The sequence below is a fragment of the Pseudomonas sp. Irchel s3h17 genome, from assembly GCF_900187505.1.
Taxonomy (GTDB): domain Bacteria; phylum Pseudomonadota; class Gammaproteobacteria; order Pseudomonadales; family Pseudomonadaceae; genus Aquipseudomonas.
Genome location: NZ_FYDL01000022.1, coordinates 22,179 through 36,283 on the forward strand (window position 1 = coordinate 22,179; position 14,105 = coordinate 36,283).

The 14,105-nt window shown below is 58.1% G+C and carries 11 protein-coding genes and 3 pseudogenes; 4 read left to right on the plus strand and 10 right to left on the minus strand.

The genetic code is table 11. From position 1 onward, the window contains the following. Positions 1 to 51: 51 nt before the first annotated feature. Both CKW25_RS23815 and CKW25_RS23820 read right to left on the minus strand, forming a co-directional pair. Positions 52 to 1,098, minus strand: a complete 1,047-nt coding sequence (locus tag CKW25_RS23815) for a class I SAM-dependent methyltransferase (protein WP_095083142.1) — start codon at positions 1,096 to 1,098, stop codon at positions 52 to 54. 395 nt (positions 1,099 to 1,493) lie between these two features. Further along, positions 1,494 to 1,859 carry a VOC family protein gene (locus CKW25_RS23820; protein ID WP_095083144.1) on the minus strand — a complete coding sequence of 122 codons (366 nt, stop codon included), beginning with the start codon at positions 1,857 to 1,859 and terminating at the stop codon, positions 1,494 to 1,496. Positions 1,860 to 2,044: 185 nt separating this feature from the next. On the opposite strand from CKW25_RS23820, the gene CKW25_RS23825 reads away from it, so the two are divergent. Further along, on the plus strand, positions 2,045 to 2,581 hold the full coding sequence (locus CKW25_RS23825) for a DUF4174 domain-containing protein (RefSeq protein ID WP_095083146.1): 537 nt from the start codon (positions 2,045 to 2,047) through the stop codon (positions 2,579 to 2,581). Between the two features lie 162 nt (positions 2,582 to 2,743). On the opposite strand, the gene CKW25_RS23830 is transcribed toward CKW25_RS23825, so the two are convergent. Genes CKW25_RS23830 through CKW25_RS23840 form a run of 3 tightly spaced genes read right to left on the minus strand, consistent with a single transcriptional unit; the run spans position 2,744 to position 5,345 of the window. Next, positions 2,744 to 3,925 (minus strand): acetyl-CoA C-acetyltransferase, encoded by a 1,182-nt coding sequence (locus CKW25_RS23830; RefSeq protein ID WP_095083148.1) that lies wholly within the window; start codon positions 3,923 to 3,925, stop codon positions 2,744 to 2,746. A gap of 23 nt (positions 3,926 to 3,948) precedes the next feature. Next, entirely contained in the window at positions 3,949 to 4,608 is a 660-nt protein-coding gene (locus CKW25_RS23835) for a CoA transferase subunit B (protein WP_095083150.1), read from the minus strand. A gap of 38 nt (positions 4,609 to 4,646) precedes the next feature. Continuing rightward, the gene (locus CKW25_RS23840) at positions 4,647 to 5,345 is read right to left on the minus strand and encodes a CoA transferase subunit A (protein ID WP_095083152.1); all 699 of its coding nucleotides are present in this window, start codon (positions 5,343 to 5,345) and stop codon (positions 4,647 to 4,649) included. A 168-nt stretch (positions 5,346 to 5,513) separates the two neighbouring features. Here CKW25_RS23840 and CKW25_RS23845 point away from each other — a divergent pair, with 168 nt between their 5' ends. After that, positions 5,514 to 6,398 (plus strand): LysR family transcriptional regulator, encoded by an 885-nt coding sequence (locus CKW25_RS23845; RefSeq protein WP_095083154.1) that lies wholly within the window; start codon positions 5,514 to 5,516, stop codon positions 6,396 to 6,398. Between the two features lie 613 nt (positions 6,399 to 7,011). On the opposite strand, the gene CKW25_RS23850 is transcribed toward CKW25_RS23845, so the two are convergent. The 5 genes and pseudogenes from CKW25_RS23850 to CKW25_RS23870 all read right to left on the minus strand — a co-directional run bounded on the left by CKW25_RS23850 (position 7,012) and on the right by CKW25_RS23870 (position 10,502). Further along, positions 7,012 to 7,233 carry a hypothetical protein gene (locus tag CKW25_RS23850; protein ID WP_095083156.1) on the minus strand — a complete coding sequence of 74 codons (222 nt, stop codon included), beginning with the start codon at positions 7,231 to 7,233 and terminating at the stop codon, positions 7,012 to 7,014. Between the two features lie 402 nt (positions 7,234 to 7,635). Next, the gene (locus CKW25_RS23855; RefSeq protein ID WP_095083158.1) at positions 7,636 to 8,064 is read right to left on the minus strand and encodes a hypothetical protein; all 429 of its coding nucleotides are present in this window, start codon (positions 8,062 to 8,064) and stop codon (positions 7,636 to 7,638) included. 66 nt (positions 8,065 to 8,130) lie between these two features. Next, positions 8,131 to 8,262: pseudogene (locus CKW25_RS23860) on the minus strand (IS5/IS1182 family transposase); the annotation flags it as partial. A gap of 172 nt (positions 8,263 to 8,434) precedes the next feature. Continuing rightward, entirely contained in the window at positions 8,435 to 9,304 is an 870-nt protein-coding gene (locus CKW25_RS23865) for a tetratricopeptide repeat protein (protein WP_172736628.1), read from the minus strand. A gap of 7 nt (positions 9,305 to 9,311) precedes the next feature. After that, positions 9,312 to 10,502 carry a hypothetical protein gene (locus CKW25_RS23870; protein WP_143497468.1) on the minus strand — a complete coding sequence of 397 codons (1,191 nt, stop codon included), beginning with the start codon at positions 10,500 to 10,502 and terminating at the stop codon, positions 9,312 to 9,314. Between the two features lie 229 nt (positions 10,503 to 10,731). On the opposite strand from CKW25_RS23870, the pseudogene CKW25_RS23875 reads away from it, so the two are divergent. Beyond that, a pseudogene (locus CKW25_RS23875) lies at positions 10,732 to 11,785 on the plus strand (3,4-dihydroxy-2-butanone-4-phosphate synthase). Between the two features lie 195 nt (positions 11,786 to 11,980). Beyond that, a pseudogene (locus CKW25_RS23880) lies at positions 11,981 to 13,747 on the plus strand (RHS repeat-associated core domain-containing protein); the annotation flags it as partial. Positions 13,748 to 14,105: the final 358 nt, after the last annotated feature.

Sequence of the window (14,105 nt, forward strand, 5' to 3'; positions counted from 1 at the left end):
TAGGAGGTTACTTATATGCCTCAGGGAATAGTGGCTTTTGAGTCCAGGATGTTACTTGCGCGCCTCCAGGATCAGGTTGAACGGTGTCTCGGCTGCCCGGCGGAAATGCGTGAAGCCAGCCTCGATGAAGACATCCCGCAGCCGTGCTTCACCCGCTTGTGCACCGAGCCCCAGGCCGACTTCCTGCGACAGCGAGTTGGGCGTGCAGATGAACGTCGATGCCGCGTAGAACAACCGTCCGACCGGGGTTGCATTCTGGTCGAGCTGGTCCGTGGCATACGGTTCGACCAACAGCACCGTGCCGTCGGGCTTGAGCGATTGATATGCATGTTTGGCGGCCCCTACCGGGTCGCCCATGTCGTGCAGGCAGTCGAAGTAGCAGACCAGGTCGTAATCATTGCCGGGGTAATTCTTGGCCGTGCCCTGGACGAAGCGTGCACGGTCCGCCACGCCGCCTTCCTCGGCGCGCTGGGTCGCCGTGGTGATGGAGGGGGCATGGTAGTCGAAGCCGACGAAGGTCGAGGCCGGGAAGGCTTTGGCCATGACCACGGTTGAAGCGCCGTGACCGCAGCCGACATCCGCCACCTTGGCCCCGGCTTGCAGTTTATCGACCACGCCTTCAAGCGCCGGCAACCACTCGCCGACCAGGTGCGCGCGGTAGCCGGGCCGGAAGAAGCGCTCGGTGCCGCTGAACATGCAAGTGTGGTGATCGCCCCAGGCAAGGGCGCCATCGCCGCGCATGGCCGCGACCAGTTTGTCCTTGTCATGGAACAGTGACGCAATCACCACGGCACCGCCGGCGACGTACACCGGTGAGTCTTCGACGGCCAGCGCCAGGGCCTGTTCTTCCGGCAGGCGGAACGTGCCGTCGCTGTGCTCCATGTAGCCTGAAGCCGCATGGGCGCTCAGCCATTCACGCAGCAGCCGGGCATTGCAACCGGTCTTGCCGGCCAGTGCCTCGGGGGTGACGGGTTGACTGTCGGCCATCGCCCGGTACAGGCCCAGTTCCTCTCCCAGAATCACATTGGCAAGCATCGCCGCGCCGCCCATGTCGGTAACCAGCTTGCCCATGAAGTCATTCAGTTTGCCTTCGTCCATCACCGGCGCTCCCAAAAAAAGGCCACCGGTGAACGAGGAGGCGTGCAATGACGGCGACCTTTCAGGCGGTGGTCGGGTGGATGATCAGAGCGACAGCGCAGACGTGAAGCAAGGCCATGCCGTCTGCCACGCGAATGCCCGGACACAGCGTATGCCCGGGCGGTTTGGACGCGATACCGTCGTCCTGCTGGGTGTCACTGTGGGGCAGGGCCCCACAGGACGATTATGAATGGCCATTGGTTCCAGCGTCATGAGCGTGGTAATGGGCAGGCACGCTACTGATGGACGCGAATTTGGCTACGTCCCCCTACTGGGAACACTTTGAGTGTAGTCCGCGCACACCCTCCCTGCGTTGATCGCGGGATGTTTGCCGCGGGCATCTGGACAAACGGCCACTAGGGGCGAGTCATGATTTCCAGCAGGTGGCCATCCGGGTCATCGAAGTACACCCTGCGCCCACCACCCATTTCATTGATCTGGTCGGGGCGCTGTTTGCCGGGGTCCGCCCAGTACGGCAGTCCTTGCGCCGCCAGACGCGCGAACACCTGGTCGAAGGTCGGGTCGTCGAGCAGAAAGGCATAGTGTTGCAGGCTGATCGTGTCGTTGTCGTAGTAGTCCAGCGACACCCCGTTATCGAGCTTCACGATCAGCATCGGGCCAAAAGGCGTCGGGGCGGGCAGCCCGAGCAGGCTGGCCAGGAAAGGTGCCGAACGCTGTTTGTCGCGGCACCAGACGATGGTGTGATTGAGTTGCACGCTCATGGCTGAAACCTCCGTGATCCTGCGCTGTGGCTTCTTGAGGCCTTGGTTCGAGGCCCGGGATCCAGTTGCGGATTAAGCCCGCTGACCTAAGCTTGGCAGCATGGCGACAGAAATTTCAGGCAGCTGATCTGGATCTTTCGCCTTGATGCGCAATCATATAGCGTGGATATCAAAAGGAGATGCGCATGCTCATTCGGTCACTGACCCTCGCTACGCTGCTCGCTGTTTCCGGGCCTTTGTTCGCTGCCGATGGCGACGCACCGCTGGCCCAGGAGCGCGGCAAGACCCGCCCACTGATTGTAATCGCTCCCAGCAGCATCGACCCGACGCTGGTCAACCTCAAGAAATCACTGGATGAGCCGGCCAACAAGAAAGCCTTTCAAGAACGCAACATGGTGCTCTACACCGTGGTCAACCTCATGGGCCAACGCGACGGCAAGGACCTTGACGCACAGACCACCATGGCCTTGATCCGCGAACTGAAACTGGGCGTCAGCGGCGAGACCAAGGTCATCCTGGTGGGCAAGGACGGCGAGAAAAAGCTCGACCACCTGGGGCCGATCGAGACCAGGGTGGTGTTCGAGACCGTTGACCAACTGCCCGCCGCCGAGAAGGAAGCGACGCCGCCAGCCCCTCCGGTGGTGGAAACGCCACCTGCCAAGGGCGGCAAGGCGGCCAAGCCTGCCAAACCAGTCAAACCTCCTCAGCCGCTGGACGACTGAAATCCAGTGCCGGTGCGCGCCTCCCCACACGTGAGGCCAGGGTATTTGCGCAAGGGCAGCCGGCATAAAAAAACCCGGCGCAACCGAAGTCACGCCGGGTGTGTTGCCAGTCAGCGCGCGGATATCGTGGATCCGCGTGCTGACTGTTGAACGCTTGAAGACTCAGGCCCGTTCGAGGGCCAGTGCCACGCCCTGACCACCACCGATGCACAGGGTGGCGAGGCCTTTCTTGGCGTCGCGCTTGATCATCTCGTGCACCAGCGACACCAGCACGCGGCAACCCGAAGCGCCAATCGGGTGGCCCAGGGCAATGGCGCCACCGTTGACGTTGACCTTGCCCGCATCCCATTGCAGCTCTTTGCCGACCGCCAGTGCCTGAGCGGCGAAGGCTTCGTTGGCTTCGATCAGGTCCAGTTGTTCCAGGCTCCAGCCGGCCTTGTCGAGGCAGCGGCGGGTGGCGGACACCGGGGCAATGCCCATGATGGCCGGGTCGACGCCGGCATTGGCGTAAGCGGCGATCTTCGCCATGACCGGCAGGCCCAGTTGCCGGGCCATGTCGGCACTCATCAGCAGCACCGCAGCGGCACCGTCATTGAGCGACGAGGCGTTGCCGGCGGTGACGCTGCCGTCTTTCTTGAAGGCCGGCTTGAGCTTGGCCAGTGACGCGGCACTGGTATCGGCACGGGGTTGTTCATCCACGGCGAAGGACAACGGATCGCCTTTGCGCTGGGGGATCAGGATCGGCGTGATCTCGTCGACAAAACGCCCGCCTTCAATGGCCGCCGTGGCTTTTTGCTGCGAGGCCGCGGCGAAGGCGTCCTGTTCCTCGCGGGTCAGTTGGTACTGGTCCACCAGGTTCTCGGCGGTGATGCCCATGTGGTAATCGTTGAACGCGTCCCACAGGCCATCGCTGATCATGCTGTCGACCATCTTCGCGTGGCCCATGCGCAGGCCGGTGCGAGCGGCCGGCAACACATAGGGGGCCAGGCTCATGTTTTCCATGCCGCCGGCGATGATCACTTCGGCATCGCCGCAGCGAATCGCCTGGGCGCCCAGGTGCAGGGCCTTGAGGCCCGAACCGCAGACCTTGTTCAGGGTCATCGCCGGTACCGCGTGGGGCAGGCCGGCGAGGATCGCGGCCTGGCGGGCAGGGTTCTGCCCCGAGCCTGCGGTCAGCACATGGCCCAGGATCACTTCATCGACCTGGTCGGCCGCCAGGCCGGTTTTCGCCAACAACTGGCGAATCACCGCCGCGCCGAGTTCCGGTGCCGGAATGCTGGCCAGTGCGCCCTGGAAACTGCCGATGGCCGTACGGGTGGCGGCGACAATCACGACTTCTTGCATCAGATTTCTCCTCAGTACGCGAATCAGGCGAACTGCATTTCCGGAACATGGTCAGGGACGATCAGCTTGCCAGCGGTCTTGCTGACGATTTCCTCGACGCTCACACCCGGTGCACGTTCCTTGAGGATGAACGCGCCGTTGTGGATTTCCAGGTAAGCCAGGTCCGTCAGCACGCGCTTGATGCAGTTGGCGCCGGTCAGTGGCAGGCTGCAATGAGGCAGCAATTTTGACTCGCCGTCCTTGGAAGCGTGGGTCATGGTGACGATGATGTTGTCGGCACCGGCCACCAGGTCCATCGCACCGCCCATGCCCTTGACCAGTTTGCCGGGGATCATCCAGGAGGCGATGTTGCCATGTACGTCGACTTCAAAGGCGCCGAGCACGGTGAGGTCGATATGGCCGCCGCGGATCATCGCGAAGGATTCGGCGGAGGAGAAAATCGACGCACCGATGCGGGCGGTGACGGTTTGCTTGCCGGCGTTGATCATGTCGGCGTCGACCGCGTCGTCAGTCGGGAAGGCGCCCATGCCGAGCAGGCCGTTCTCCGACTGCAGCATGACTTCCATGCCTTCGGGAATGTAGTTGGCGACCAGGGTCGGAATGCCGATGCCCAGGTTCACGTAGTAGCCGTCCTGCATTTCGCGGGCGACGCGCTGAGCCATTTGTTCGCGGGTAAGAGCCATTTTTTATTCTCCGTTGTTCGTCGGGCTGGGAGCGAGGATCACTTGCGCACGGTGCGCTGTTCGATGCGTTTTTCGAACGTGCCGCAGATGACCCGGTCAACGTAGATGCCGGGAGTGTGGATCTGGGTCGGGTCCAGTTCGCCAGGTTCGACGATCTCTTCGACTTCGACCACGGTGATCTTGCCGGCGGTGGCTGCCAACGGGTTGAAGTTCTGTGCGGTGTGGCGGTAGACCACGTTGCCGAAGTGGTCGGCTTTCCAGCCTTTGACGATGGCGAAATCGCCGGTGATGGATTCTTCCATCAGGTACGCACGGCCATTGAACTCACGGATTTCCTTGCCTTCGGCCACCGGGGTGCCGACACCGGTCGCGGTGAAGAAGGCCGGGATGCCAGCGCCGCCTGCGCGCATTTTTTCCGCCAGGGTACCCTGGGGGGTCAGCACCACTTCGATTTCGCCGCTGAGCAACTGCTTCTCGAACAGGGCATTTTCGCCCACGTAGGAGGCCACCACCTTGCTGATCTGTCGGTCTTCGAGCAGTACGCCCAGGCCAAAGCCGTCGACGCCACAGTTATTGGAAACCACGGTCAGGTCGCGGGTGCCTTTGTGTTTGATCTCGGCGATCAGGTTCTCCGGAATGCCACACAGGCCGAAGCCACCCGCAATCACGGTCATGCCGTCTTCAAGGCCGGCCATGGCCTCTTCATAGGAACTCACGCGCTTGTCGAAACCTGCCATATGCACCTCTTTTGTTCTTTGTGGGCGGCTGGCTAGCCGTAGGGGAGCAGTGTTGCGCCGATGGATATATTTGTTAAATTGATTTTTAGGTTAGATTGATTGTTAATACTCATTAATTGGCTGCGAACAGCATGCAGCCTGCAACTGATAGCGGGAGTGGAGCGACCGATGACCGTCAAGCAGATCCGGGCATTCCTGGCGGTGGCCCAGAGCCTGAGCTTCGCCGTGGCCTGTGAGCGCCTGCACCTGTCGCAGTCGGCGCTGAGCCTGACCATCAAGGCGCTGGAAGAAAGCCTGGGCGGGCGGTTGTTCAGCCGGACCACGCGCAACGTGGCGCTGACCCCGGAAGGTGAGTCCCTGTTGCCGCTGGCCCGACGGCTGATTGCCGACTGGGACAACACCGAGGACGAAATGCGCCAGCGCTTCACCCTCCAGCGCGGCCGGGTGACCCTGGCGGCCATGCCTTCGTTTGCCGGCAACCTGCTGCCACCGATCCTCAAGACTTTCCGTGCCCGCTACCCCAAGGTCAACGTCACGGTCAACGATGTGATCAACGAACAGGTGCTGGAAATGGTCCGCGACCGTCAGGTGGAGCTGGGCGTGGCCTTCGAACCGATGCAGAGTTCTTCGCTGGAGTTCACCCCGCTGTACCTCGACCGGTTTATCGCGGTGGTGCCCAGTGATTCACCGTTGGCCGAGTTGACTGAAATCGACTGGAACACCCTGCTGGAACAACCCTTCATTACCCTGCAACGACCGTCCACGGTGCGGGTGATGCTGGAAGAACACCTGCAGGCGCGCCAGACCCGGCTGCCGGTGGCGTTCGAAAGTCATCAGTTGGCCACGGTCGGGCGCATGGTCGCCAGCGGGCTGGGTGTCAGTGCCGTACCTGCTCTGTGTGCCGAGCAGATGCGCGAGCTCGGCGCCCGTTGTATCCCCCTGAGTGAACCGACCATCGAACGCGCCATCGGCGTGCTGACCCGCCCCGGTGCCGAACTGTCGACGGCGGCCCAGGCGCTGTTCGACATCCTCAAAGGTGAGGTCCGACTGTAGGCCCGCAAAGCGAACCTATGATGTTTGGCCATCGTGGGCTCTTGCCTTTGATGGGGGCGGACTCTACTGAATCCTGACGCTTGCAGGGTTCAAATGAGTTTCGACTGATTTCGTACAGAACCTAGGGTTTAAAGGATGTTCTGACTTCGCCGTGCTTATCTACGGTGCCTATTATTTTTCTCACGATATTATAGCTACCCCCATCGTCATTGGTTTTTTTGTCATCAAGCAAGACCGTAATCTTTTCTCCTGGTGTATACCCACTGGTTTTAATGAGGAGCCCCACAGTGTCCCCAGAGGATGAACTTTCAAGCTCGGTGGAAAAGTCACTTGTCATCCAGGTTGCCGATATGATTTCTTTACCATCGTCGTGTCGTGGAGTGGTCGCACTTCCTGTGCTCTCTATCGTTCCGGTCGGGGTGGGATAAACCACATTGCTGCAAGCCGTTGTCAGGAGGCTCAGCGCGCATATTACTACTGGCGATGTAAATCTCATTATGTGCTCGCTGTATGGCTTTCACAGGGTGGCGTGCTTAATGTCAATTGGCGCTGAGTCGTCTTTCAAAAGTGGTCTTGCTATCATTTTCATGGTCAATTGATGCATTTGAAATAGTTATTTCCGCTTGATTATGTAAAGATTTTCATTGGCTGAAAATAGAGAGTATTTTAAATTTGGATTTGTGTAGTAGGCAAAGTTTACGAGTAAGCTCTCTTTGGCTGGAAAAGTTTCACCCTTGAAGTCGGTGCGGGATAAACTGCCTTTGTTTTTGAACTTCAAGCTGCTTTCGCCCACCATCACTTGATAATAACCCACGCCATCCCAGCTGTAAGACATGTGGCAGCCCACCTGATCTGCGGCGCAGAATTTACTGTATGTTTGTCTTTCGAAATATGGGATTGTAATGTTGTTTGGCGGTACATATCGTCCAAAACTACGTTCAGTGTCAGTGAAGTCTGTGAACAAGGTGTTGAAGCCTGATATTCTTTTGCCAGAATAATCAGATTGTAATGAATTCCCGTACAGGATGTACCACTCACCCGTTGAGTTTAGATAGTATACTTTTCGAACGCGTCGCTTGTTTTCTTGCGGGCTGATTTTTTCCCAAGCTGCAAGGTCATCCAGTCGCGCGCTTTTTCTTACGACTTCTTTGTAGTAAGCGTCGACCTGTTCAGTACTCCAGGCTAACTCTTGGTTGACGGGAATAAACGGTTTCTTTGTATTGTCACCGTTGAGTGGTCAGGTGGAGTAGTAAGCCTTCTCTTTATTTACCAGAAAAACACCATCAACCATTTCTTCATTGCCGGTTTTCTCCTTTGCCAGGAAGCTTCTTGTAAATTTACGTCTGTCAATAATATTTCCAGAGGTGTCCAGTTTGTAGAATTCGTACAGGTGGGTACTGTTGTCAACGTCTGTTGCGACTTTAATGATGACGTTGTTTGTGACTTTATTGATGTTGTGTTCGACTGTGGCTCGCGGTGGGACTTTAAACTTTTCAATGGTGTAATTTTCGAACTCTGTTATTTCGTCGATGTATTTATAATCTGCGAATTCAGTGGGTGGCTTTTCTATTTTCTCGCTAGAAAAAAGCGGGGGAGAGTCCTGGTAACCGCAACCCGCCAATACGCTGAGTGCGGAAATGGTAAAAAATGAGATGATTAGGTTCATATATACGATTTTGATCCGTCAAGGTGGCTCGTTGCTTATTCCATAATGCGGCTAACTTCTCAGCCACGCAGCTATCGACCAGCTGATGTCCCGTTCCGCATGCTTCGATTGTGTGGCAGCACCAGTGTAGCTCGCATCGCCAGAGACGTACGTTCTTCCACCCTACAACACATCGGCCAGGTCGGCCGCTGTCCCGACAGCTACCCTTTGCGACTCTTGATCGAGGGCAGCGCGGCAATCCAGCGCACTCTGTCATTTGCAAGTGAATTGAGCCGAAAAACGGGATAAATGCGAGCCGGGTCGGTTTCAAATGCGCGCCGCAACAGCTAACGAATGCCTGATCTTTGCCCGCGAACCATGAACGATCTATCTAGATTATTGCAATATTCGGGCAGGTTGCATTTTCAGGTGAGCGCCCAAGAAGTTTACGTGCCCAAACTCCAAGAGAGGCGTACCAGGGGTCGTTGACATCAAGTAATTCTGCTTCGGCTTCTTCAAGCCCGCTGTTCGCCGCATTTTGAAGCCAGAGCCTGCTCTGTTTCGAATCCACGGCGACATTATGATCCCCTGATCCATAAATTTGACTAAGGGTAAATTGAGCTTGCCCGTGATGCTGCAGGGCTGCCTGACAGAGCCAGTATGCGGCTTTGCGATCGTCGGAAGAATACGCGGCGTCCATTTCGTTCATGCTTCCGTCTGCTTCCATGGCGGCCTGTTCGATGCCGCGAGTATCGGTCCAGTACAATGTACTCAAGGTATATTGAGCTTCGGCATTGCCCTGTTTGGCAGCTTGCTCATACCAATACATGGCTTTCATTACATCTTGTTCGACCCCGGTTCCTTGCAGGTAGCTAAATCCAAGCTCCATTTGTGCTAAATCCAAGCCTCGTTTGGCTGCCTGCTGTAGATACGAAATCATTCTTTTTTCGTCAGGCTCGCCAACATCGCCATCTCTGTAAAGGATCGCTATTTCAAACGCCGCGCGTGCATTACCTAATTCTGCAGCCTTACCATACCAGCGCAACGCACCGGAGTAATTCTGTTGTGTGTAATACGTGTAGCCTAGATTAAACGCTGCCTGGACATCGCCTTCTCGGGCTTTTTGAATCCAGGTCATCTCTTGCTCGGCGCCCTCTGCCGCCTGGGCCTCATAAGACTGTTTATCCTCGGCGTGGACCTGCAGGCTTATGACTGACGTTACAGCAAGCAATACGCGTAGTAGTAGGGTGTAGACACTCATGATTTTCTCAATTTCCATTAAGTTCGGCCGCTCTCCAGGGAGAACTGTCATTGCTTATTTTTTTCCATACACGCCCATCGGTCGTTCGAAAGGTGCCTCCTGTCGCACAACATCCACCCGCTCCGAACGCCATCCGTCCAAGCCAGACGGTTACTGCGGCCCCTTCTGCTTTGAGAAATTGCCGATCACAGACGGTGAAAAATGGATAAGATTCAGGCTCGACAACCAGGAATGCCTCCCTATTTTTTAACGCGCCATTTATTCTGTAGACCTTGCAGTCTTGAACGACAAAGTGAACAGCTTTCCCCAGCAGCGCGCCCTCGAAGGCCAGCTCTGGTGGAGCGTCACGAAGCAAAATCTCTGCGGCACTGAGTGTTAGCTCGGGCTCCGCAGACTCTGTAATCAACGGTACAAGACTGGCCACGCTCAGCACCAACGCGTGAGCACCGATGACTATCCAAAATGGCTTGCGCGAGGGCGGTGCGACACGTCGAAGCGCTTCTTCTATGCGTTGCTTAAGCATAGTGCGCAAGATCTGATCATCAGTGCCAGATAGTGCGGTTTCATGCTGACCTTGCTCCTGTTGCCATTGGGCGAAGATTTCCATCAGTGGAACATGCTGAAGAACGATACCTGTTATTTTGCGCGCGGTCCTTCCTCCTCCCAAAGGAACACTCAGGGTATCGACAGAAAGCCAGCCCTTTGTGCATGGCAACATGTGCGGTGTACATGACCTGAGCTCAAAACAGTCGGCGATGGTATCGGCAAGCTTTGGGGCCAAAGTATCGATATTCGCTTTCAGTACTAAATGCAGGGCTTTGACTCGACCATGCGCAATACCGAGCAGAAAATAGAGCGGAATAAATAAAGTCAGTAGAATCACTACTAGCGGGACGAAAATCTGTATTAGCCACAACGAATTAGAAGGTGCAAAAAAATTTAAAGCTGTAGCAAACAAATAGATAGCGATCTCATACAGAAAAAGAGCAAGCGCGCCGCCGCCTAATATCAAGGCTAACAACGCACCCTGAATGATGGAAGTCTTCAATGTTGCACCTGCCTGGTAGAGTCCTGCACTAAACTCGGAGTCAGTGTGTCGGCGAAGGCCCTGGCAGGCAGCGAAGCTAAAACCAGCAGCGCACACGTCCATATAGTCTTGCACTCCATTTTCAACCCCTACTGCTTGATAATAAAACACTCGGGCTATCGCCCTGAGCTCGATGGGTGAAACCAGCCATCAAACATAGCGTGCAAGTGGCGTCTGTAGGGATTTTCAGTAATCCTGATTACTGGCTGTAACAACCTACCTTCGTAAATTGATATCTACAATAATCACATTACTGGCTGAAACATAACTGCGCCCACCCACCTTGGCAAGCCGCGACAGCATCGGCCAATTGATCGAGGCCTTGCGCAGCGGCGAGAAGATGGTAATCACCGACGACGAACACAACGGCGAAGGCTCGTTGCTGATGGCCGCCGAGCACGTCGATGCACCAGCGGTGACATTCATGGCGGTGCAGGCCCGGGGCTTGATCTGCCTGGCGTTGACCCAGGAGCACGCCCGTCGCCTGGGGCTGGCGCTGATGGTGCCCAACTCGCGGGCGGCCCACGGCATGGGGTACACCAGTTTGATCGAGGCGGCCACGGGGGGGCTCCACCGGCATTTCGGCGGCAGACCGGGCGCGTTCGATCCAGGTGGCGGTGGACCCGGCATCAGGTCCCGCGGACCTGGTGCAACCGGAGCATATTTTCCCTGTGCAAGCCTTGCCAGGCGGGGTGATGCAGCGTGCCGGGCATGTCGAGGCAGCCTGTGACCTGACCCGCCTGGCGGGCCTGCATCCGGCGGCGACGCTGGTGGGGATTCTCAACGAAGAGGGCGACATGGCGCGGGGCAACGAACTGCATCAGTTCGCGCGTCGCCATGGGCTGAAAATCGGTAGCGTCGCCGACCTGATCCATTACCGGATCCGTCACGAAGGCACCATCGCCCGGGGCGGCGAGTACCCCTTGCACACCCGGCACGGTGTGTTCCAGGTCGTTACCTACCAGGACACCTATCAGGGCTTGCTGCACCTGGCGCTGGTAAAGGGCCGGGTCGACAGTGCGCAGGCGATTCTGGTGCGGGTGCAAAGCAACGAGACCCTGCGCGATGCCCTCGGTTGTGAAGCCGAAGATGGGCCCCGGCAATGGAATCTGGAGCGTTCCCTGGCGAGGATTGCCCAGGCCGAGTGTGGGGTGGTGGTGCTGCTGGCCCAGCAGGAGTCCGCGCAAGCGGTGATCGAGCAACTGCGTCAACGCAGTGCTGGCAAGGCTCGGCCGCCACAGTTCGCGCAACGTACCCTGGGGGTTGGCGCGCAGATCCTGCGCGATCTGAATGTGCGCAAAATGCGCCTGCTCAGTTCGCCAGTCCCCTACAAGGCTGTGTCGGGGTTCGATCTGGAAGTGCTGGAGTTTATGCCGTTCCAGATGCCGTCGTAGGGATCGACAGCACCACGCCTGTGGAGCGCCAACTCGACGCTCCACAGGCGTGTCTGTAGTCGTTTTGTCAGATGTTTGAAGGATCCGTCTGCAAAATACCAGGTCGAATCTGAATTTCCGGTAGCCCGATCAACAACCCGTTTCGCTGATGCAGAATCGCTCACCTTCATTCTGCACCAGAGACATCGGATGCTCGCACCTGCCCAGTACCGCTATGACGTCCAGGACCGACGGCTGCACGTGACCTTGCCGGACGGCGCAACCCGCACCTTCAGCTACAACGACCGTGGCCAGGTGACGGCCGAGCAGGATGAGCTGGGGCAGGTCATACGCTACGAGTACGACGACAAACTGCACCTGCTCAGGCGTCGGATCAATGCGGATGGCACTCAGCTTCGTTATGGCTATGACGACACCCGGCGGTTGCTCTGCGAGATCGAAAACGAGGTGGGCGAACAGTATCGGTTGGTGTACGGCAGCACCGGACTGATCGAGCAGGAAACCGGTTTTGACGGACGACGCACGGCTTATCGCTACGACCCCAAGGGGCATCGGCTGGAGAAGGCCGAGTTCGGCGATGACGGCGCTATGCTGATCACCGGCTACCGACGTGACGGGGCGGGGCGCCTGTTGATCAAGACCTTGCCCGATGGCAATCAGGTCGAGTATGGCTACGACAGCCTCGGCCGATTGCTGAGGGTCGATGATGGCAATCACTGGCCACTCAGCTTCACGTACGACCTCCAGGCCCGCTTGATCAGCGAGCATCAGGGCTGGGCTCGCTTGTGCTACCGCTACGATGACGCCGGCCGACTCAACCAGGCGCACCTGCCGGACAACCGCGTCCTCGACTATCGCTACGCCGAGGACGGTACATTGTCCGCCATCGACGTCGATGGCGAGCAGTTGACCCGGCATCGCTTTGAATCCGGTCGCGAGCAGGAGCGCCAGCAAGGCCCATTGCTCAGCGACTACCACTACGACGAACAGGGTCGGTTGCAGGTTCATGCGCTCAGCCGGCCCGACCGTCCGTTGTACATGCGCCACTACAGCTATGGGGTCAACGGCAACCTGGCGACCATCGCCGACAGTCGCCACGGCCAGCGCAGCTACTATTACGATGCCCGTAATCGCCTGGTCCGTGTGCGTCACGCGCGTGGCGAAGCGACGCAGCAGTTCGCCTACGACCCGGTCGGCAACGGACGGCAAGGCGACCGTCTCTGTGAATATGATGCCTTTGGCAACCTGGTCTGTGAGCGCCAGGCTAGCGATCCCTCGCTCGTGACCCAGTACCGCTACGACTGTCAGCACCGGTTGGTCAGCGTGCTCCTGCCCAGTGGCCGCTTGGCGACCTACCGTTATGACGCCTTTGGTCGGCGCACGGCCAAAACAGTCGACGGCAACACTTGCGAATTCTTCTGGCAAGGCGAGCAGCTGGTCGCCGAATGCTCCGGCGAGCATGATCGCAGCTACGTGTTCGAGCCCGGCACGTTCCGTCCGCTGGCGATGCTTGACCGTCACGGCTCGGGGCCGGCGCGCCCGTTCCACTACCAGCTCGATCACCTGGGCACCCCGCAGGAACTCACGGACAGCCGCGGCGAGATCGCCTGGGCCGCCACCTACCAGGCCCAGGGACAACTCGCCAGCCTCAGGCACTCCGACGAGGAACCGCTGGAGCAGCCATTGCGGTTTCAGGGGCAGTACTTCGACGCCGAAAGTGGCCTGCACTACAACGTGCATCGCTACTACAACCCGGGCCTTGGCCGGTACCTGACACCGGCTGCGAACAGGCTGGCAGGTGGGCTCAACGCTTATCTCTACACGCCGAATCCGACGGGCTGGGTCAACCCATTGGGGCTCACCCCTTGTCCGGCGGGCACCCGGTGCGAACCGGTCCCGGAGGTGGAGGATCCGACGAGCAAGGCATGGGTCGATGGGGGGGAGCCGACGGTGCCAGGGCCGTGGATACAGGCCGGTTCCCAGCTCAAGTGAATGGCCGTATTTCCGCTTGTCAGTTTTTTAATGAGGTGCGGCCCTTTTCACGAAATTCTCACATTTGCAGGTGCAGATTGATCAGACAAAAGGACTTGACCCCATAGACAGAGAACCCGCCATGCGCGGGTTTTTTGTTGTCAATCTGCCAGCATTTTCGCCTGGGTTATTGCCGCCTCAATCGCTGCGCCCCCGGCGAGCATCAATGCAGCCATTTTGACGCGTGTGTTCAAGCAAGTGTGCAGCAGTGGTGGGTTGGGATGTGCGGCAGGGGCGGTTATGGAGTCATGTTTGCAACGCAACATCATCCGACTGGACTAAGCGTTTC

Coding starts and splice junctions, on each gene's coding strand:
- CKW25_RS23815 (WP_095083142.1), bottom strand. CDS start 1,098: ATGGACGAAGGCAAACTGAATGACTTCATGGGCAAGCTGGTTACCGAC.
- CKW25_RS23820 (WP_095083144.1), bottom strand. CDS start 1,859: ATGAGCGTGCAACTCAATCACACCATCGTCTGGTGCCGCGACAAACAG.
- CKW25_RS23825 (WP_095083146.1), top strand. CDS start 2,045: ATGCTCATTCGGTCACTGACCCTCGCTACGCTGCTCGCTGTTTCCGGG.
- CKW25_RS23830 (WP_095083148.1), bottom strand. CDS start 3,925: ATGCAAGAAGTCGTGATTGTCGCCGCCACCCGTACGGCCATCGGCAGT.
- CKW25_RS23835 (WP_095083150.1), bottom strand. CDS start 4,608: ATGGCTCTTACCCGCGAACAAATGGCTCAGCGCGTCGCCCGCGAAATG.
- CKW25_RS23840 (WP_095083152.1), bottom strand. CDS start 5,345: ATGGCAGGTTTCGACAAGCGCGTGAGTTCCTATGAAGAGGCCATGGCC.
- CKW25_RS23845 (WP_095083154.1), top strand. CDS start 5,514: ATGACCGTCAAGCAGATCCGGGCATTCCTGGCGGTGGCCCAGAGCCTG.
- CKW25_RS23850 (WP_095083156.1), bottom strand. CDS start 7,233: ATGTCTTACAGCTGGGATGGCGTGGGTTATTATCAAGTGATGGTGGGC.
- CKW25_RS23855 (WP_095083158.1), bottom strand. CDS start 8,064: ATGAACCTAATCATCTCATTTTTTACCATTTCCGCACTCAGCGTATTG.
- CKW25_RS23865 (WP_172736628.1), bottom strand. CDS start 9,304: ATGAGTGTCTACACCCTACTACTACGCGTATTGCTTGCTGTAACGTCA.